Annotated in this window: 17 protein-coding genes, 9 tRNA genes, 2 rRNA genes and 2 pseudogenes (1 of these 30 only partly in view); 11 read left to right on the top strand and 19 right to left on the bottom strand. The window is 35.0% G+C overall.

Annotated features, from left to right (window positions below):
• Nucleotides 1-27: 27 nt before the first annotated feature.
• The 3 genes from VZL98_04845 to VZL98_04835 form a co-directional block, all read right to left on the bottom strand.
• Nucleotides 28-282 (bottom strand): hypothetical protein, encoded by a 255-nt coding sequence (locus VZL98_04845; protein ID WVH64258.1) that lies wholly within the window; start codon nucleotides 280-282, stop codon nucleotides 28-30.
• A 225-nt stretch (nucleotides 283-507) separates the two neighbouring features.
• Nucleotides 508-687 carry a helix-turn-helix domain-containing protein gene (locus VZL98_04840; GenBank protein WVH64257.1) on the bottom strand — a complete coding sequence of 60 codons (180 nt, stop codon included), beginning with the start codon at nucleotides 685-687 and terminating at the stop codon, nucleotides 508-510.
• A 14-nt stretch (nucleotides 688-701) separates the two neighbouring features.
• Complete coding sequence (locus tag VZL98_04835; protein ID WVH64256.1) at nucleotides 702-875, bottom strand: helix-turn-helix transcriptional regulator; 174 nt, start codon at nucleotides 873-875, stop codon at nucleotides 702-704.
• A 165-nt stretch (nucleotides 876-1,040) separates the two neighbouring features.
• On the opposite strand from VZL98_04835, the gene VZL98_04830 reads away from it, so the two are divergent.
• A complete protein-coding gene (locus tag VZL98_04830; protein WVH64255.1) occupies nucleotides 1,041-1,598 on the top strand; it encodes a DUF4145 domain-containing protein in 558 nt (185 codons plus the stop codon).
• A 101-nt stretch (nucleotides 1,599-1,699) separates the two neighbouring features.
• Here VZL98_04830 and VZL98_04825 read toward each other — a convergent pair whose 3' ends face one another.
• Together VZL98_04825 and VZL98_04820 are read right to left on the bottom strand one after the other, a co-directional pair.
• The gene (locus tag VZL98_04825; protein ID WVH64254.1) at nucleotides 1,700-1,867 is read right to left on the bottom strand and encodes a hypothetical protein; all 168 of its coding nucleotides are present in this window, start codon (nucleotides 1,865-1,867) and stop codon (nucleotides 1,700-1,702) included.
• A gap of 77 nt (nucleotides 1,868-1,944) precedes the next feature.
• A complete protein-coding gene (locus VZL98_04820; GenBank protein ID WVH64253.1) occupies nucleotides 1,945-2,157 on the bottom strand; it encodes a helix-turn-helix domain-containing protein in 213 nt (70 codons plus the stop codon).
• Between the two features lie 141 nt (nucleotides 2,158-2,298).
• On the opposite strand from VZL98_04820, the gene VZL98_04815 reads away from it, so the two are divergent.
• The 9 genes and pseudogenes from VZL98_04815 (at nucleotide 2,299) to VZL98_04775 (ending at nucleotide 10,340) form a co-directional block, all read left to right on the top strand.
• A complete protein-coding gene (locus VZL98_04815; GenBank protein ID WVH64252.1) occupies nucleotides 2,299-2,691 on the top strand; it encodes a helix-turn-helix transcriptional regulator in 393 nt (130 codons plus the stop codon).
• A gap of 1 nt (nucleotide 2,692) precedes the next feature.
• Nucleotides 2,693-3,142 (top strand): ImmA/IrrE family metallo-endopeptidase, encoded by a 450-nt coding sequence (locus tag VZL98_04810; protein WVH64251.1) that lies wholly within the window; start codon nucleotides 2,693-2,695, stop codon nucleotides 3,140-3,142.
• Nucleotides 3,143-3,194: 52 nt separating this feature from the next.
• Entirely contained in the window at nucleotides 3,195-3,413 is a 219-nt protein-coding gene (locus tag VZL98_04805) for a hypothetical protein (GenBank protein WVH64250.1), read from the top strand.
• A complete protein-coding gene (locus tag VZL98_04800; protein WVH64249.1) occupies nucleotides 3,386-4,102 on the top strand; it encodes a hypothetical protein in 717 nt (238 codons plus the stop codon). Before VZL98_04805 ends, VZL98_04800 begins: the two co-directional genes overlap by 28 nt.
• A gap of 118 nt (nucleotides 4,103-4,220) precedes the next feature.
• Entirely contained in the window at nucleotides 4,221-5,375 is a 1,155-nt protein-coding gene (locus tag VZL98_04795; GenBank protein ID WVH64248.1) for a site-specific integrase, read from the top strand.
• Nucleotides 5,376-5,631: 256 nt separating this feature from the next.
• A pseudogene (locus VZL98_04790) lies at nucleotides 5,632-7,159 on the top strand (IS1182 family transposase).
• Nucleotides 7,160-7,292: 133 nt separating this feature from the next.
• Nucleotides 7,293-8,198, top strand: coding sequence for an acetamidase/formamidase family protein (locus tag VZL98_04785; protein ID WVH64247.1), 906 nt, complete (start codon nucleotides 7,293-7,295; stop codon nucleotides 8,196-8,198).
• Between the two features lie 217 nt (nucleotides 8,199-8,415).
• Entirely contained in the window at nucleotides 8,416-9,195 is a 780-nt protein-coding gene (locus tag VZL98_04780) for an acyl-CoA dehydratase activase (protein ID WVH64246.1), read from the top strand.
• Complete coding sequence (locus tag VZL98_04775) at nucleotides 9,192-10,340, top strand: double-cubane-cluster-containing anaerobic reductase (protein ID WVH64245.1); 1,149 nt, start codon at nucleotides 9,192-9,194, stop codon at nucleotides 10,338-10,340. The genes VZL98_04780 and VZL98_04775 overlap by 4 nt, the downstream gene beginning before the upstream one ends.
• Nucleotides 10,341-10,408: 68 nt before the next feature.
• Here the strand turns inward: VZL98_04775 and wrbA are convergent, their stop codons facing one another.
• From wrbA to VZL98_04760, 3 genes are read right to left on the bottom strand one after another with little or no spacing between them, the layout of a single operon-like run.
• Entirely contained in the window at nucleotides 10,409-10,996 is a 588-nt protein-coding gene (gene wrbA / locus VZL98_04770; GenBank protein ID WVH64244.1) for an NAD(P)H:quinone oxidoreductase, read from the bottom strand.
• Between the two features lie 33 nt (nucleotides 10,997-11,029).
• Complete coding sequence (locus VZL98_04765) at nucleotides 11,030-11,860, bottom strand: pirin family protein (GenBank protein WVH64243.1); 831 nt, start codon at nucleotides 11,858-11,860, stop codon at nucleotides 11,030-11,032.
• 3 nt (nucleotides 11,861-11,863) lie between these two features.
• Nucleotides 11,864-12,307, bottom strand: a complete 444-nt coding sequence (locus VZL98_04760) for a MarR family transcriptional regulator (GenBank protein WVH64242.1) — start codon at nucleotides 12,305-12,307, stop codon at nucleotides 11,864-11,866.
• A gap of 413 nt (nucleotides 12,308-12,720) precedes the next feature.
• Between VZL98_04760 and VZL98_04755 the strand changes: the two are divergent.
• Nucleotides 12,721-14,185, top strand: a pseudogene (locus VZL98_04755) (IS1182 family transposase).
• A 17-nt stretch (nucleotides 14,186-14,202) separates the two neighbouring features.
• Here the strand turns inward: VZL98_04755 and VZL98_04750 are convergent.
• The 11 genes from VZL98_04750 to VZL98_04700 form a co-directional block, all read right to left on the bottom strand.
• Nucleotides 14,203-14,279, bottom strand: a tRNA-Arg gene (locus tag VZL98_04750).
• Nucleotides 14,280-14,321: 42 nt separating this feature from the next.
• Nucleotides 14,322-14,396 (bottom strand) — tRNA-Gly (locus tag VZL98_04745).
• A 368-nt stretch (nucleotides 14,397-14,764) separates the two neighbouring features.
• Nucleotides 14,765-14,841: transfer RNA gene (locus VZL98_04740), tRNA-Asp, on the bottom strand.
• 244 nt (nucleotides 14,842-15,085) lie between these two features.
• Nucleotides 15,086-15,161, bottom strand: a tRNA-Val gene (locus tag VZL98_04735).
• A 230-nt stretch (nucleotides 15,162-15,391) separates the two neighbouring features.
• Nucleotides 15,392-15,466: transfer RNA gene (locus VZL98_04730), tRNA-Glu, on the bottom strand.
• A gap of 170 nt (nucleotides 15,467-15,636) precedes the next feature.
• Nucleotides 15,637-15,713 (bottom strand) — tRNA-Met (locus VZL98_04725).
• A gap of 29 nt (nucleotides 15,714-15,742) precedes the next feature.
• Nucleotides 15,743-15,819: transfer RNA gene (locus tag VZL98_04720), tRNA-Met, on the bottom strand.
• Between the two features lie 12 nt (nucleotides 15,820-15,831).
• Nucleotides 15,832-15,919 (bottom strand) — tRNA-Leu (locus VZL98_04715).
• A gap of 4 nt (nucleotides 15,920-15,923) precedes the next feature.
• Nucleotides 15,924-15,998: transfer RNA gene (locus VZL98_04710), tRNA-Asn, on the bottom strand.
• An 88-nt stretch (nucleotides 15,999-16,086) separates the two neighbouring features.
• Nucleotides 16,087-16,203 (bottom strand): 5S ribosomal RNA (gene rrf / locus VZL98_04705).
• Nucleotides 16,204-16,338: 135 nt separating this feature from the next.
• A 23S ribosomal RNA gene (locus tag VZL98_04700) occupies nucleotides 16,339-17,696 on the bottom strand (it continues 2,282 nt past the right edge of the window).

Here is a 17,696-nt window from a genome sequence, read left to right as displayed (position 1 = left end):
TGAAATCCGCTTTATTAGCTGCCAGGCTTAGCGGGTTTCTTTTTCTATCATTTCAATTTCTGTAAGTGTCTCTTTTGCAATAGTTTTCCAATAATCAACAACTCGTAATGCAGATTTAATCCTTTTGCATGCGTATGTGTGTTGTTCGACTTTTTGTTTAAGCCTGGTGTCTAAAAAATCCTTTTTCATAAGCTTGCTGCCCACAACAACACATACATTGACCACATTAAGAGCACGATAGGCCCGGCAAAGATAACACTTCCAATAGCCCACTGATACCATTTGCATGGATTCCAGGTATATCTTTTTTTCATTTTGTCACCTTCCTGTTTTTTGTTTTAGAATCTATTGTGAATTCCAGAACTCGTCTGCATCTCTCCTGATCTACTAACCAATATGGATAAACTTGTCGCAGCCCTATACTAATTCTGTAAACTTCGTAAATGCTCCTGCAGTTCTGGAATTCCTGCCTGATTTGATTTCTGTGTTCCTCAAGTTTTTCACACATCAGAAAATTTCGCCTTTCCGGTCCATAAACCACTTATCTAGTTCTTTGACAATTATTTTAGTTCGATTGCCTACACGGATTTTAGGAAAGTCTTCTCTTCTAGCTAGTTCTCTAGCTTTATCATCGCCAATCCCTGTCAATTCCGTGAACTCTTTTATGTCTATGAGAATTTTTTCCATTTTTACACCTCCTATTATTCGTATAAAACCCACCAATCTACTTCTAATACTTTTGCTATCTTTTTAGCTATATCTACTGACATTTTTCTAATCCCCAGCTCATAGTTACTATAAGCGGTTTGTCTTATTCCAACATAATCGCTTAATTCTTTTTGCGTTAACCCTCTCTTTATTCTTAATTCTTTCATTTTGCATAACATATAGTCTTCACTTCCAGTCTTACCACTATATGTGGTATAATGATATTGTCTAAATACTATAAATAGATTGGAGGTGATTATATGCCCCGTTCTTTTATCTGTCCTTTTTGTGATAGTACTTTTCCTTTGACAGATGATACTTATTATTATTCAATGCTAGGTTTTAAAGTACATGGAATGGGAATTTCAGGCTCAAAAGACTTAAATAAGCCACCATTTAAAATTGATGGTGTTACATTAGAATGGATCCCTTCCAATCTTAAAACAGATTCAATTGCAGTTATCTTCTATAAGTGCCCTGCTTGCCTTAAAACGTCTATAAAAATAGAAGGTCTAGGTGAACAGTTCTCTAATAATTACAAATCCTTTTTTTATCCAAGCTCTAAAGCCAAGAACTATCCTGATTACGTACCTCAAGCAATTAGAGAAGATTACGAAGAAGCTCATAAAATTATTAACTTAAGTCCAAAAGCCTCTGCTACTCTATCACGAAGGTGCATACAGGGCATGATTAGAAATGTTTTTAATGTTAATAAAAGAACCTTAGCCGAAGAAATAAATTCGATTAAAGATCAAGTCGACAATAAACTTTGGTCCGGTATCGATGCTATCCGCAAAGTAGGAAATATTGGCGCTCATATGGAAAAAAACATAAATGAAATAATTCCAATAGAGCCTAGTGAAGCTGAGAAAACTACTTTTACTAGTTGAATTACTTATCAAAGAATGGTACATTATCCCTCATGAAAGAGATAATCTTTTGTCTGAGATTCAAGTAATATCCGACGAAAAAACTAATAAAATCTAAATTCCTATTTAATGGTATCTCGCTCTGCCAATAATTCACCCTCTAAACTCCAGTATTGATAGCAATATCTACTGGGGTTTTCTTCAGTACCTTCCCCTATTGTTACTATAGTCCTTATTACTAATACATTTTCTGCGGTCTTTACTTTTTGATACTCATTATTTTGATTCAATCTCTGCACCCCCTTTATTAAATACCTCTTAATCCTTCATTTTCAGTATAGATAAAGTCTTTTTATAATGTTTCCTTTTAAGCACTATGATTGGCAAAAAAAATATTCTCCTTTTCATCTTTTGTTAATCGTAGAATATCTGCTAAATCATTGGCTTCTGATACCTTAAATTCTACATCTCCTGATAATTTTTTGTATAACTGTTGCCTGCTAATTCCTAGTCTCTTTGCTAATAGAGTAATGCTTATACCTGAGTTGTCTATCACGTAATTCAAGGATTCTAAATTCATTTTGCTCACCTCCAAAAATGTTGCTTTATATTCACACTTTAATAATAACATCAACGTGCTTTATTGTCAACATATATTTACTTTTTTGTTGCTTTTAAATTACTCTTAGCTTATAATATGTATTACGAGGATGTGATAAAGATGCTAGGGCAAAGAATTAAAAATAGAAGATTAGAGCTTGGTTTGTCCCAAGATGAGCTTGCAAGACTTGCTGGATATGACAATAGGGCGACTATTTCAAAAATCGAGAGTGGCATTATAGACTTGAACATATCAAAAGTGAATGTATTCGCAAAAGCACTAGGTTGCTCCCCCGCATATTTGATGGGATGGGAAGATGTTGAAGAAGAACCAGTATCCGAATTCACGACAGCAGAGGATGCAGTCAAATTTCTATTAGAGCAAAATGTTATTTTTGCTTATACAGGATTAGATATCGAAAAACTTTCAGATTCAGATAAAATTGAATATGCTAATAAAGTATTAGAGCTTATTCGTATGGCCGGAAACGAGTACAAGTTAAGGGAGAAATAAAATGAGTACTAATTATTATTGGATAGATGAAATTATAGAAGGTTTACTTGAAGAAGTAGGATCCAATGATATTAATGACATCTTAGACTATTTAGGCATTGTAACTATAAAAGATAATTCAAAGAATGTACTGCTTTCAAGTTCAGATGCATTCTACATAAGAAATATAGACGGAGTAGAGACAATTTTAATTAGAGATAATTTACCTGCTATTTTTGAAAAATATGTATTGGCTCATGAATTGGGTCACGCAATATTACATGTAGATATAATGGATGCAGCATATAGTAAATTTACTATAAAAAACAAATTAGAAAAAGAAGCAGATTACTTTGCTATCAGAATTTTAAATATAACATTAGATAAAACAGAACTTGAAGGCTTAACCAAACAACAAATAGCAGGATTGCTGCAAATAAAAGTTGATTCTTTAGATTTTTTTATTAATTAGTCTAAAACTGCGTAAGCAGTTTAAATAAATTATATTCTATAGGGGGAATAACATGAAAAAACTATTACTTATTTTAGGATTGTCACTTATCCTAACAGCATGTGGGGGCAATGAAGCGCCGGCTAAAGAACCAAAAAAAGAAGAAACTGAGACTGAGAAAGTAGAAAAAAAGGCTGAGGTTAAGAAAGAAGTAAAAGAAGAACCAAAGGAAGAACCAAAGGAAGAAAAAAAGAAGCACCAGTATTGGTTGAAGAAGTTCCATTTGACATAACTTTATTGGAACCTGATTCTGCAGGTAATGTTTATGCTGAAGTAACTTTTACAAATAATAGCAATCATATAGTTACTTCTTATGATATTACAGTTTTAAAGAAAGATAATAACGAGAAATCATATTACAATACATTTGATACTGTAAGACCTAATGAAACATCTGCAAAGTTTGGTAGTTTTGGCCCCAGTACAGGATTAGTTGATGATCTTGAATATTTAACTCTGACCTACATTATAAAGCGTGGTGATGATTCTAAACAAGTAGTTTATGATTTCAAAACTAAAAAGTATCAAGTAAGTGACTGGTATGAAATGGATACTGGTATAGAACCAATTGTGAAAGTTGAAGAATTACCTTATACTATCACGCTAGAAGAACCAGATTCTGCAGGAAATGTATATGGTAAAGGTACATTTACTAATAATAGCCAACATACTATAACTAATTTTAGTATAGTAATGTTATTGAAAGATAAAAACGAAAAAACCTACTACTCTAATTATGATACTGTGTTACCAGGAGAAACTTCTCCTAATTTTTCTGCATTTGGTCCAAATACAGGGTTAGACACTGACCTAGAGCCATTGGAAATTGAATATACAGCAGAAACAAAAGAAGGAAAGAGATATAGTATTACTTATAACGTAAAGACTGAAAAATATGAAGTATTAGAACTTACCAATTAATAAATAAAAATCCCCCATCCTGTTGGCGCAGAGTGAGGGACAACTGGAGTGTTAACCCCAATAAAGCATATATTATTATAACACATTATCCTAGTTAATTAAATAAGGAGTGTTTATTATGGCGAAACGTGGATATGGTGAAGGCACGATATCAAAACAAAAACGAAATGGCAAAGACTATTATGTTGGTCAAATAACAATCGGTTATGATAATGATGGAAAGCAGATAAGAAAAACCTTTGGAAATGCTAAACGTTCTGTAGTAGCTGATAAAATGCGTAAAGCCCAGGTGCTAATTGACCAAAACATATATAACGATGATGAAATTGTATTCTCAGATTTTTTCTATAAATGGATGTATGCTTTTAAAATAAATGAAATTTCAGGTAACAGTTTTGCTAGATACGAAACCACTTATAGAAATTGGATTAATAAGGCGCCTCTTAATTCTATAAAAACGAAAGACTTAACAACTCTTAGACTACAAGAGATCATGAATGAAATGTTAACACAAACATCTGCAAGCAATGTAAAAAGAATCTTTACTTACATTAATGCTAGTTTAAAATTTGCCATTCATGATAATCTATTAATAAAAAACCCAGCAGAAGGCTTAAGATTTCCTAAGGTAAAAAAGAAAAAGAATTACAATGTGTTCACTTCTGAAGAACAAAGGATGATTATAGATGCTCTGGAAGATACTGCATTAGATCTTATGATTAGAGTTACTTTCGCTACAGGTTTAAGGTTGTCAGAGGCACTAGCTCTAACATGGGATGATTTTACTGATTGTAGTATAAATGTAAATAAACAATATCAACTTGAGTATAATTTTGATAATGGAATAAAAACTAGAAAAGCTGTAATAAAAGAACTTAAAACTGAAGGCTCTGAAGGTATAGTGCCTCTTCCCCAATCAATAGATATGCTTCTTAAAAAACATAGAATTCAACAAAATAAGCATAAACTGAGAATAGGAAGAGAGTATCAAAATAATAATCTTATTTTTGCAGATGATGTAGGAAATTATTTTGAACATAAGAGGCCCGCTCGAAGAGTAAAAAAACTATGTAAAGAATTAGGGATAGAGGAAAAAGATTTTCATAGCATAAGGCATAGTTACTGCACAAGATTATTTGAAGCTGGCGTACCCCTTAAAACTGTTCAGACATTAATGCGACATAAAGAATTCCGGACCACATCGGATATTTATACACATGTTATGCCAGAAATGAAAGAAGATGCTGTTGTAGTTTTAGAACAATTTTTGTAATAGCATATTTAAAACATATTTTATAATAAAATGACTTCAAGAATATTGCAATATGAATGCTTTATAGGAATATGGTATAATCTCCCACCGCCTCCACCACTAAACACATGACAGCATATAAATTATGCTGTTCAGACTGTTGACAAAGCATAGCTAAAAAAAATTTCTAGCTGTGCTTTTTTTGTTCTAAAAATGCCATATTATGTGTAGTTTAAGCCGTTTTGGGTATATATAACACTAAGAGAGAGGTGTTAATATGCTATTTAAAAATTCTAAAAACAAAGTTGATCAAGTTCAAATGATTTCAATAGATCAAATGGTTCCCGAAGATCATATACTTAGAAAAATAGATAAATACATTAAATTTGATTTCATATATGAATTAGTTGAAGATTTGTACTGTCTTGATAACGGACGACCTAGTATAGATCCTGTTGTTTTGCTTAAGATTACCTTAATCCAATACCTTTTCAACATAAAAAGCATGAGACAAACAATTAAAGATATTGAAGTAAATCTTGCTTACAGATGGTTTTTAGGTTTTGATTTTTACGATAAAATACCTCATTTCACAACTTTTAGTCAAAACTACAGAAGAAGATTTAAAGATACAAACATATTTGAAGATATTTTTCAAAACATACTACTACAAGCCATTGAAGAAGGCTTAGTTGATACAAATATCCAATTTGTTGACTCAACACATGTTAAAGCACATGCCAATAAGTATAAGGTTGTTAAAGTAAAAGTGAAAAAAGAGGTAAAATACTATCAAAAAAAGTTAGAAAAAGAAATAAACGAAGATAGAAAAAAAACATGATAAAAAGCCATTTGATCCTAAAGATAAAGATGAAGAACTAAAAGAAGTAACAAAAAGCACAACAGATCCTGAAGCAGGACTATTCCATAAAGGTGAACATAAAGAAGTATTTGCATATAGCGTACAGACATCATGTGATAAAAATGGATGGATATTAGGTTTTAAATCATATCCTGGAAACTTACACGATGGAACAACATTTAAAGATTTCTTTGATGAAAAGTTAAAACGATTGAACCCTAAAAAACTAGTTATGGATGCAGGCTATAAATTCCCGGCAATAGCGAAAGAACTGTTAGATGGTGGCGTATTTCCAGTATTTCCATACACCAGGCAAAAAACAAAAGCAAAACTAGAAAACCCATTCTACAAAAGAGATTTTGTGTATGACGAATACTACAACTGTTACCTTTGTCCAGCAAATGAAGTATTAGAATACTCAACCACAAATAGAGAAGGATATAGGCAGTACAAGAGCAACCCAAAGATCTGTGTAAACTGTGGGTACCTAGGAAGGTGTACAAGTAGTAAAAAACACCAAAAGATAATAACTAGACATATCTGGCAAGATTATCTTGATATCTCAGAAGAATACCGGTATACATATAAAGGGAAAGCAGAATATAAAAAGAGAAAAGAAACAATAGAAAGGCAATTTGGGAGTGCAAAGGAATATCATGGATTTAGATATACCAATATGGTAGGTATAAAGAAAATGGATATGAAAGCAGCACTTACTTTTGCGACCCTAAATATGAAAAAGTTAGCAATAATCTTAAGTAAAAGAGATAAAAAGCCACCCAAAAATAATGGTGTTTTAAGAAAAATATTGAACTTTGCTAATAGATTTGTCAAAATAGAGCAAACCCTGATTTTTAATCAGGGTTTGTCTTCAGTCTGGACAGCATATAAATTATGCTGTTTTTATTTTACTTATAATAGATTTATTGCGTTAAATCTATAGAGATATTACAATAGTATATTAATCCACTATATAATTATCTAATTAATTTCTTAGATTTTGAGTTTATATTAACTTTATGATATATTAATGTAAAATAATGACTTCGTACAATAAAATTAAAGGAGTGAAAGTTTTGAAAATTATTGATAAGTCGGTGTACAATTTTTCCAAAGATAATGAACCTATTGAAAGAGCAAAACCAGGAGATATCCTTTTATTTAAAACTCTAGACTGTTTTGGTGGACAAATCAGCTCTGAAAATCAACTTGTTCATGAACTCGACCTTACTAAAGCAAATCCGGCTGCAGGTCCGGTCTATATCGAAGATGCCGAGCCAGGAGATGTACTTGTAGTCGATATACTTGATATAACTGTTGGTTCAATAGGGTTTGCCTGTTCCATCCCGAATTCCGGTCCACTACATGAAGGTAGTGAGGTTAGAACAAAAGTAATACCTATAGAAGATGGATATGCAAAATATAATGATATCTATTGGCCAATAAATCCAATGGTAGGTGTCATTGGAACCGCACCCGAAACCGGAAGTATCGCATGTGGTTACGCAGATAATCACGGCGGTAATATTGACAGCAAGTTAATCAAAAAAGGATCAAGAGTCTATCTTCCTATTAGAGTGAAAGGAGCTCTTTTCCAATTGGGAGATCTTCACGCAACCATGGGAGATGGTGAAATCTGCGGTACCGGTATAGAAATATGCGGTGAGGTACTTACTAAAATAAGCATTATAAAAAACTTGGAACTTAACTGGCCGATTACTGAAACTATATCACATTGGTATGTTAATGCTACAGGTAAAAGTTATGATGAATCTTTAATGATTGCATCAAAAGAATTATGCAGATTAATGAAACCTGTTTATAACTGGGATCAAACCGACGTTTTTATTTATCTATCTCTCCAAGGAGATGTAGGCATAAACCAAGGAACAAGACCTATGTACGATGATATGGTTAATGTCAGAATCGGAATTCCAAAAGTACAAGGTAAAGAACCCCTTATAAAAAATAAATCTGAATAAAAAGCTAGTATGTCAGAATTAATAAGATAATAAGTAATAATATAAGACTTGACCTATCTCTACGAAAGAGTCTTTTGAATCTAAGGAGCTGTTTTACATCAGCTCCTTTATTTATTTGTCAATATAAGACTTCCTTATCACCTCATAAAAATTTTGAATCATACGTTTGAATTTATCCATCTTATTTATGTTATAATACCATTTGGAGGTTGGTACAGTGAATTTTATTGGGATTGATATAGGATCAACTGCAAGTAAGGTAGCTGTTCGGGGTGGAAAATCCTTAGAATTTATTTTACCCTCCGGTTGGAATAGCAAAGAAACTGCTATGAAGATACTCGATGTTTTGAAAGAAGAGCATAATATCGAGATTAATCAAGATTCAAGAGTTATATCAACCGGATATGGTAGAGTCAGCGTTCCATACTCTAATAAGATAATAACCGAAATCACCTGTCATGCAAAAGGTGCCGTTGATATTTACGGCATTGATAACTTGACAGTTGTTGATGTAGGCGGACAAGATACAAAGGTTATATCTATTAAAGGTGGGTATGTTAATGATTTTATAATGAATGACAAATGTTCCGCAGGTACAGGTAGATTTCTTGAAATAATGGCCAATAGACTCGGAATTACTCTTGATGAATTATTTGATTTGGCACTTAAAGGAGAACTGATTAAGATAAGTTCAATGTGTACCGTCTTTGCTGAATCGGAAATCATCAGTTTAATGGGTAGTGGTGAGAAAAGAGAGAATATAGCAGCAGGTATTGTGGATTCGGTTGTTCAAAAAGTCGTACAGTTGGCTCAAAGACAGGGTATTGAAAATGATATTGCACTTACTGGTGGGCTTGCTTGCAATAACGATTTTGTAGCAAGTTTGAGTAGAAAAATTGGAAAACCAATATTATCTGATCCCATTGGGAAATATGCAGGTGCTATTGGTGCTGCAATGATTGGTTTAGAAAAATTTATGAAAAGAGGTACAATATGATCGATATTAAAAAAGAATTACCAGAGATATTTAATGATTTTGCAGAAAGTAGACAAAATGCATTTTTAAAAGTAAAGGAAATCAAGGAACAAGATATTCCTGTTATAGGAGTGTTCTGTACTTTCTTTCCTCAAGAATTAGCACTGGCTATAGGAGCTACGGCTGTTTCTCTATGTTCTACAAGCGACGAAACCATCCCAGTTGCTGAAAAAGACTTACCTAAAAACCTATGCCCGCTTATAAAATCAAGCTACGGATTTGCCATAACTGATAAATGTCCGTTCTTCTATTTTTCTGATTTAGTCGTTGGAGAAACAACCTGTGACGGAAAGAAAAAAATGTATGAATATCTTGGAGAAACATTCAATGTTCATGTTATGGAACTCCCAAACAAAAAAACTGATGAGAGCATCAAACTTTGGAAATCTGAGATTATTAAATTAAAAGAAGTTTTGGAAGAACAATTTGGAGTAGAAATTACAGAAGAAAGATTACTTGAAGGCATCCGAATAAAAAATGCAGAGAGAAGTGCTGTAAAAGATTTTTATTCGATGATGAAAGAAGATGAACTTCCAATTATGGGGCTGGAACTCTGGCATGTACTTAACGGAATACAATTTCACTTTGATAGAGCATCTATTCCACAAGAACTAAAATTATTAAAAGAAAAGATCTTATCTGAACACAAGCACATAAGTGGTAAACCTAGGATACTTATCACAGGTTGTCCTATAGGCGCAGCTACTGAAAAAGTAATTGAAGCAGTCGAAGAAAACGGTGGTGTGGTAGTAGCATTTGAAAACTGTGGTGGTGCAAAAGCAATAGATAGAAATGTACATATAGATGAGGGTGTTGACATGTATGATGCTATTGCAGAAAAGTATATAAATATTGGTTGTGCATGCATCTCTCCTAACCCAAATAGAAGAGAACTATTATCCAGACTAATTAATGAATATAAAGTCGACGGAGTAATTGACATGCATCTACAAGCTTGCCAACCGTTCCAGGTAGAATCATTAAAGATTAAAAGACTATCTGACGAAGAAAATAATGTACCATACATGAGTGTGGAAACAGATTATTCACAATCCGATGTCGGTCAATTAAATACTCGTATTGCTGCATTTATTGAAATGATTTAATTATATCTAAATTAAAATCTTGTAATAAAAGTCCCCTATTCCGTAAAGGAATAGGGGACTTTTATTATTTATTCGTTGAATTTCTTAGTAATCTCTATTAATCTGCTAACTTGATGTCTAACAGCATCTTCTAAATCATTTGCAAATCCTTCATTTGTAGCTGTTCCACTGGTTCCATATGGATTTCCACCTGCTTTGAAAATACTTGTATCAGTATATCCTGGAGGAACAATTATTGCTCCCCAATGCATCATACTAGCGTAAATTGACATTAAAGTCATTTCCTGTCCACCATTATTGTTTTGAGCAGAAGTCATTGCAGACACTACTTTATTAGTTAGTTTACCTTCCGCCCATAGTCCACCTTGAGAATCTATAAATAATTTCATTTGAGCAGGTACGATTCCAAATCTGGTAGGTGTAGAAATTAAAATTCCATCTGCCCATTCCAAATCTTCGCTGGATGCTTCCTCAATATCTTGTGAATCCTCTAGATACTTCTCCCAAGCCGGATTCATGTTTGCCTTATCGGCTAATTCTCTTACTTTTCTAAGTCTAATATTTACACCTTTCGATTTTGCTTCATCTTCTGCCCATTTTGCCATTTCAAAATTATGTCCTGTTTGGCTATAGTATACGATTAATAAATTTGTCATCTTTTTCCTCCATATTTTATAAATTTTTTCTTTTTAAATATTATGCTTAATAAATGTATTTTCTCTTAAGTCTCTATAAGCTTCTTGCAACTCAGCTTGAGTATTCATTACTACAGGACCTCCCCATGCTATTGGTTCTTTAACCGGTGGTCCTTGAATAAAAAGAATCCTTGCATTTGAACCTGATGCTTTTATACTCACTGATGATTCATCTGATAATAAAAGGGCTGATTTCTCAAAGTATTTTTCATTATCTATTTCGACATCTCCTTCAAGTAAAAATAAAAATGCATTTTTTTCAGTTATTTTTGGTATTTCAATGGTTTCATTTTCATACAATTCTACATCATAAAAATCTACTTCTAGATGATTAGGCTTTAATCCCTTAACATCTAGTAATTCGCCAGAAATAACCCTAATAACCCCAAAATCAAAATTACCTTTAGAAATATCTGCTTCCTGTATATCGAAGTATTTTGGAATTGTAAGTTTTTCACCACTTGGTAAATTTATCCATAACTGTATTCCAAGCATTCTATCAGAAGGTTGCGGCATTTCCTTGTGCATTATTCCTGAACCTGCAGTCATCCACTGAGCAGATCCATCAAGAATTTTTCCTTTATTGCCTAAACTATCCTCATGATCAATTTCTCCCTTAACCAAGTAAGTTAGTGTTTCAATTCCTCTATGAGGATGCATTGGAAATCCTCTTATATAGTCGTCAGGATCTCTACTATCAAATGAATCCAACATTAAGAAGGGATCAAAATCTACTACAGTACCTCTCCCAAGTACCCTTACCAGATTAACACCTGCACCATCTCTAGCAGGTACACCTCTTACAACCATCTTTACAGCTCCCATAAATTACCTCCTGTATTCATAACCATGTTTTAATAATTTTATCAAACACTCTTTCTCTTCATTATCAAAAACTTCTAATAGATTATTTAGAACTTCAAGATGTTCTAAAAAAGCCTTTGACACAATTTCTTTGCCTTCATCTGTTATTGAAATAACTCTCTTTCTACCATCATCACAATCAGGATGAATTGTAAGAAAATTCTTCTGTTCTAAATTTTTAATTACTAGAGTAATATTTCCTCCGGATATTAGTATTTTATCTATTATTTCTCCAACAGTCATATCCCCTTTATGATAAAGGACTTCTAGAACTGCGAATTGGGAAGTCGATAACCCATACTTCTTAAAAGTCTTAAGTAGTTCTCGATGGATTCCTAGAGTAAACCTATTACTTACAACCCATAATTTAAGATTAATATCACTTTCTATTCCATAGCTCTTATTCATATTCACCACCTATATTTATCACTACATAGTTATATATTCCCTAAAAAAAACAATCTAAACATATAATATGAAATATATCTTTTTAGAATATTTCTGTAGTACATATTAGTACTTAAATAATCCGAATCACACCGGATATCACTACATAGTTATATATTCCCAAAAAAAATCTTTTTAAACATTTATTGTAATAAATCTCAACTTAGTACAATTTATATCACTATCCAATGCAATTTATCCTTCTCATATTTGTGATAAACCACCGGTATAAAAAAAGACCATATGGTCTCAGACTGTTGACAAAGCATAGCTAAAAAAAATTTCTAGCTGTGCTTTTTTTGTTCTAAAAATGCCATATTATGTGTAGTTTAAGCCGTTTTGGGTATATATAACACTAAGAGAGAGGTGTTAATATGCTATTTAAAAATTCTAAAAACAAAGTTGATCAAGTTCAAATGATTTCAATAGATCAAATGGTTCCCGAAGATCATATACTTAGAAAAATAGATAAATACATTAAATTTGATTTCATATATGAATTAGTTGAAGATTTGTACTGTCTTGATAACGGACGACCTAGTATAGATCCCGTTGTTTTGCTTAAGATTACCTTAATCCAATACCTTTTCAACATAAAAAGCATGAGACAAACAATTAAAGATATTGAAGTAAATCTTGCTTACAGATGGTTTTTAGGTTTTGATTTTTACGATAAAATACCTCATTTCACAACTTTTAGTCAAAACTACAGAAGAAGATTTAAAGATACAAACATATTTGAAGATATTTTTCAAAACATACTACTACAAGCCATTGAAGAAGGCTTAGTTGATACAAATATCCAATTTGTTGACTCAACACATGTTAAAGCACATGCCAATAAGTATAAGGTTGTTAAAGTAAAAGTGAAAAAAGAGGTAAAATACTATCAAAAAAAGTTAGAAAAAGAAATAAACGAAGATAGAAAAAAAACATGATAAAAAGCCATTTGATCCTAAAGATAAAGATGAAGAACTAAAAGAAGTAACAAAAAGCACAACAGATCCTGAAGCAGGACTATTCCATAAAGGTGAACATAAAGAAGTATTTGCATATAGCGTACAGACATCATGTGATAAAAATGGATGGATATTAGGTTTTAAATCATATCCTGGAAACTTACACGATGGAACAACATTTAAAGATTTCTTTGATGAAAAGTTAAAACGATTGAACCCTAAAAAACTAGTTATGGATGCAGGCTATAAATTCCCGGCAATAGCGAAAGAACTGTTAGATGGTGGCGTATTTCCAGTATTTCCATACACCAGGCAAAAAACAAAAGCAAAACTAGAAAACCCATTCTACAAAAGAGATTTTGTGTATGACGAATACTACAACTGTTACCTTTGTCCAGCAAATGAAGTATTAGAATACTCAACCACAAATAGAGAAGGATATAGGCAGTACAAGAGCAACCCAAAGATCTGTGTAAACTGTGGGTACCTAGGAAGGTGTACAAGTAGTAAAAAACACCAAAAGATAATAACTAGACATATCTGGCAAGATTATCTTGATATCTCAGAAGAATACCGGTATACATATAAAGGGAAAGCAGAATATAAAAAGAGAAAAGAAACAATAGAAAGGCAATTTGGGAGTGCAAAGGAATATCATGGATTTAGATATACCAATATGGTAGGTATAAAGAAAATGGATATGAAAGCAGCACTTACTTTTGCGACCCTAAATATGAAAAAATTAGCAATAATCTTAAGTAAAAGAGATAAAAAGCCACCCAAAAATAATGGTGTTTTAAGAAAAATATTGAACTTTGCTAATAGATTTGTCAAAATAGAGCAAACCCTGATTTTTAATCAGGGTTTGTCTTCAGTCTGAGACCATATGGTCTTTTTTGGCGTGCCACGAGAGATTCGAACTCCCGGTCTTTCGGTTCGTAGCCGAATGCTTTATCCAGCTAAGCTAGTGGCACAAAACAATATTTAAAAGAAACTCAGATTTCTCTGAGTTTTTATGGAGCGGAAGACGAGATTCGAACTCGCGACCCTCGCCTTGGCAAGGCGATGCTCTACCACTGAGCCACTTCCGCATATGTAGTAAATAACTATTTCTATATAATAATCTATGATTTCAAATTACTTTTACTAGGCTCCGTTTTTTTCAGAAAAAACTGAAGACTAAGCATCTTCGGATTCATCTTCGCTTTAAATCCTATGCTCGATTCATCTCGAATTCAGCTTATACCACTGAGCCACTTCCGCATATGTAGTAAATAACTATTTCTATATAATAATCTATGATTTCAAATTACTTTTACTAGGCTCCGTTTTTTTCAGAAAAAACTGAAGACTAAGCATCTTCGGATTCATCTTCGCTTTAAATCCTATGCTCGATTCATCTCGAATTCAGCTTATACCACTGAGCCACTTCCGCATATGTAGTATAAAAGTAAAAAATTGGCGACCTGGAAGGGACTCGAACCCTCGACCTCCAGCGTGACAGGCTGGCATTCTAACCAACTGAACTACCAGGCCATAGCAAATTAATTGTAGTTCTATTAAGATTATATTATTTGATTGTATAAATCAAGCGTTCAGTTGGACCAACTCGTAGCCCTAACCCCATGAACGATAGTGAGTGGCGGTAGGTCTCGCGCCGCAGTTTCCCAAGAGGGACGCTTTTCCCGATGGGCTAGAAACTTACCGGGAACTACCAGGCCATAATTAAATAAATTGTAGTTCTTTTAAGATAATTTTATTTGATTGTAAAAATCTAAAATGGTGGGCGCAATAGGGCTCGAACCTATGACCCCCTGCTTGTAAGGCAGGTGCTCTCCCAGCTGAGCTATGCGCCCGGGATGATATTAGAATAAAAACAATTCGAGTTACATTGTCTACTATTACAATATAACTTATATGCGCAGAGCTCATAGAGCTACCTTTGAACGCTTTTTTCAAAGGTTCTTGTGCCCAACCGGATGATTTCCAAATATCTTCTCATTTGTGAAATCTTGCGGGAAGGGTATGCGCCCGGGATGAGAGTAGAATATAAGCAATTCGAGTTACATTGTCTACTATAAAAAAATGGTGACCCTACCGGGATTCGAACCCGGGATACCGCCGTGAAAGGGCGATGTCTTAACCACTTGACCATAGGGCCTTGTGATGTAGTTGTTAGTAGCTGGTAGTTAGTAGTTGGTAAAACCTTTAATACATAACTCTCTTCTACATTGTTTTTTTAACCCAGTTGTTCTAGTATTCTTAATAACTCGTACTCACCACTCACGACTTACCTCTCACAACTAGTCACATAGGGCCTTGTAAAAAAAATGGTAGCGGAGAAGGGAGTTGAACCCCTGACACTGCGGGTATGAACCGCATGCTCTAGCCAACTGAGCTACTCCGCCACGTTTAAATGGTAAACTATTTAGTTTAATGGTTGCGGGAGCAGGATTTGAACCTACGACCTCCGGGTTATGAGCCCGACGAGCTACCAGACTGCTCCATCCCGCGATATATTACTAATGGTGCCGAGGATCGGAATCGAACCGATACGATCTTTGGGATCGCAGGATTTTAAGTCCTGTGCGTCTGCCTGTTCCGCCACCCCGGCTTATTGGCTCCCAGGGTGGGATTCGAACCCACAACCTATCGGTTAACAGCCGAGTGCTCCACCATTGAGCTACCTAGGATTATTCAGGCTGGGTTTCACTAGCCCTTAATCTTCTTAAAGGCTAGCCTTGCCTCTTTAAAAAGATAGGCTTCTCAGCCTACCTGTTTGTCTGGCACCGTGCTACTCTCCCAATTCGTCACCAAATTAGTACCATTGCCGCTAGGAGACTTAACTTCTGTGTTCGAGATGGGGACAGGTGTATCCCTCCTGCTATCGGCGCCAAGCTTCTTAGAGATGAGTTGTCACTAGTTGGTTTTCAACTCTAACTCCTTCTCTCTTGATAGATTTTTGAAGTGTTTGCATTTTTCGTTAGTCTTATTCTAACTTCTCTTCTCTCACTTCTAAAGTAATACATATTTCCGGTCAAGTATTCGATTTATTAGTATCAGTTAGCTGAAATGATTACTCATCTTACACATCTGACCTATCAACCACATTTTCTGTGTGGATTCTATAAGGAAATCTCATCTTGAGGGGGGCTTCGTGCTTAGATGCCTTCAGCACTTATCCCTTCCAAACTTAGCTATCGAGCTCTGCTCCTGGCGGAACAACTCGTACACCAGAGGTCTGTCCATCCCGGTCCTCTCGTACTAAGGACAGCTCCTCTCAAATTTCCTACGCCCACGACGGATAGGGACCGAACTGTCTCGCGACGTTCTGAACCCAGCTCGCGTGCCTCTTTAATGGGCGAACAGCCCAACCCTTGGGACCTACTCCAGCCCCAGGATGAGACGAGCCGACATCGAGGTGCCAAACCTCCCCGTCGATGTGGACTCTTGGGGGAGATAAGCCTGTTATCCCCGAGGTAGCTTTTATCCGTTGAGCGATGGCCCTTCCATGCGGTACCACCGGATCACTAAGTCCGACTTTCGTCTCTGCTCCACTTGTTGGTGTCGCAGTTAAGCCTGCTTTTGCCTTTGCACTCTGTGAATGATTTCCAACCATTCTGAGCAGACCTTTGAACGCCTCCGTTACTCTTTAGGAGGCGACCGCCCCAGTCAAACTGCCCAACTGACAGTGTCCCAATATCTGATTCAAGATATCTGGTTAGAACTTTAAAACTAAAAGAGTGGTATCCCAAGGATGACTCCATGAAAACTGACGCTCTCACTTCTTCGTCTCCCACTTATCCTGTACATTTAGCTCCAAAATCCAATGTCAGCCTGCAGTAAAGCTCTACGGGGTCTTTCCGTCCTGTCGTGGGTAATGCGCATCTTCACGCATACTACAATTTCACCGGATCCTTTGTTGAGACAGTGCCCAAATCGTTACACCTTTCGTGCGGGTCGGAACTTACCCGACAAGGAATTTCGCTACCTTAGGACCGTTATAGTTACGGCCGCCGTTTACTGGGGCTTAAGTTCTAGCCTTCGCCGAAGCTAAGCCTTCCCCTTAACCTTCCAGCACCGGGCAGGTGTCAGCACCTATACTTCATCTTTCGATTTAGCAGATACTTGTGTTTTTGGTAAACAGTCGCTTGGGCCTATGCTCTGCGACCGATGAGTGCTTTTGACGTATAGTCTATACACTCTTCGGCATCCCTTCTCCCTAAGTTACGGGATCATTTTGCCGAGTTCCTTAACAAAGGTTCTTCCGCGCGTCTTAGGATTCTCTCCTCGCCTACCTGTGTCGGTTTACGGTACGGGTAACTAATTACTCGATAGTGCCTTTTCTTGGCAGCATGGAGTCTACTTCTTCGCTACTTATTTTCACTCCC

The sequence above is a fragment of the Peptoniphilaceae bacterium AMB_02 genome, from assembly GCA_036321625.1.
Taxonomy (GTDB): domain Bacteria; phylum Bacillota; class Clostridia; order Tissierellales; family Peptoniphilaceae; genus Microaceticoccus; species Microaceticoccus formicicus.
Note: the sequence above shows the minus strand (reverse complement) of the source record. Positions and strands in the feature narration are given on the sequence as shown.